We start from the raw sequence: 1402 nt of genomic DNA, 5'->3' as shown, positions 1-1402 counted from the left end.
TAGTACTGCAACGGTGCTTGTTCTGATTGCTGGGCAGTTTCAGGGACTGTGTCCGCGTCGTTTGTAGTGGCTGATGCGGGCTTGGTGTTGGCGTCGGCGGCGCCACGTCGACCAGTGCCAAATGTCGTCGACCGGGGTCGGGGGACGGTGGGTGAGACGGGTGATCAGGCGTCGGATCTCGGCGAGGCTGAGGTGGATGAGCTGGGAGGATCCGTTTCTGCTTTCTCCGCGTCCAGTTCCCGAGCCCGCAGGACGGTCAGACAGGCGTGAGCGGCCATGGCCAGGGTCATGTGGCGGTGCCAGCCGGGATAACGGCGGACCTGGTAGTCGTCCAGGCCGCATTCCTGCTTCGCGGTCTGGAAGCACTCCTCGACAGCCCACCGGCTGCCCGCGACGCGGATCAGCTCGTCCAGCGTCGTGTCCGCGGGGCAGTAAGCGATGTAGTACGAGACCTCTTCGGGCCGGCTGACGCTGCGGCGGGCGAGGACCCAGTGCCGGCGGTCCTCGCGGTGCCAGGGCCTGACCTCGACGCGGGCCCAGTCGAAGATCCGCCGGCCGTGGGCGCCCGCGCCGCAGGAACGGCGCTTCCACTTCTGCCGCGGCAGGCCGGGGAACAGGTCATGGACGGGGTGGTCGATGGACCAACGGGTGACGACCGTGTCGTGCCGGGTGGTGGCCATGACGTGGAAGACATCTGCCTGCTCCAGCTCGAACCGCCAGCCCTTGCTGAAGCCGTAGGCGGCGTCCGCCGTCACCCACCCGAACGGGACCCGGTCGGCGATGGCCCTGCGGACCATCGCCTTGGCCATGGCCACCTTCGTCTCGAAGCCGACCGTGTCGTCGATGCCCGCCCGTCGGCACCGTTCCCGGTCATCCGTCCAGGACGTCGGCAGATACAACCGCCGGTCGATGAGCGTGCGTCCGCGATCTGTGGCGTAGGCGAGGAACACTCCGATCTGGCTGTTCTCGGTGCGGCCGGCGGTGCCGGAGTACTGCCTTTGCACGCCGGCCGAACGGTTGCCCTTTTTGAGGAAGCCGGTGTCATCGACAATCAGGACGGCCTCGCGGTCTGCGAGGTGTTCGACGACGTAGTCGCGTACGTCGTTCAGGACCTCGTCGGCGTCCCACTCGATCCTGTTCAGCAGCCGGTGGATGCGATCGGGACCCGCGTGTCCTGCTTCCTCCGCCAGCGTCCATCCGTTCTTGCGCTGCAGCGGTGCAACCAGGCCCCGCATGTAGGCCAGCGCCGACTGACGCGGCTCCTCCCGGTTGAACCTGTGCACGAACCGCTCATGCAGAGCATCCAGTTCACGCGCCCACAACCCGACACCAGCGTGGCCCCCACCCATAACCAGACCAACGAGCGAACTGGCCAACAGTCACGACAAGCACCGTTGCAGTA

1 protein-coding gene is annotated in these 1402 nt (G+C 66.8%); it reads right to left on the bottom strand.

Annotated elements, in window-relative coordinates; translation table 11 throughout:
• Positions 1 to 164 precede the first annotated feature (164 nt).
• On the bottom strand, positions 165 to 1349 hold the full coding sequence (locus ACWDAG_RS47735) for an IS701 family transposase (RefSeq protein ID WP_450701864.1): 1185 nt from the start codon (positions 1347 to 1349) through the stop codon (positions 165 to 167).
• Positions 1350 to 1402 lie beyond the last annotated feature (53 nt).

Source organism: Streptomyces sp. NPDC001157 (genome assembly GCF_053598255.1).
This window is presented reverse-complemented; position numbering and strand designations above follow the sequence as displayed.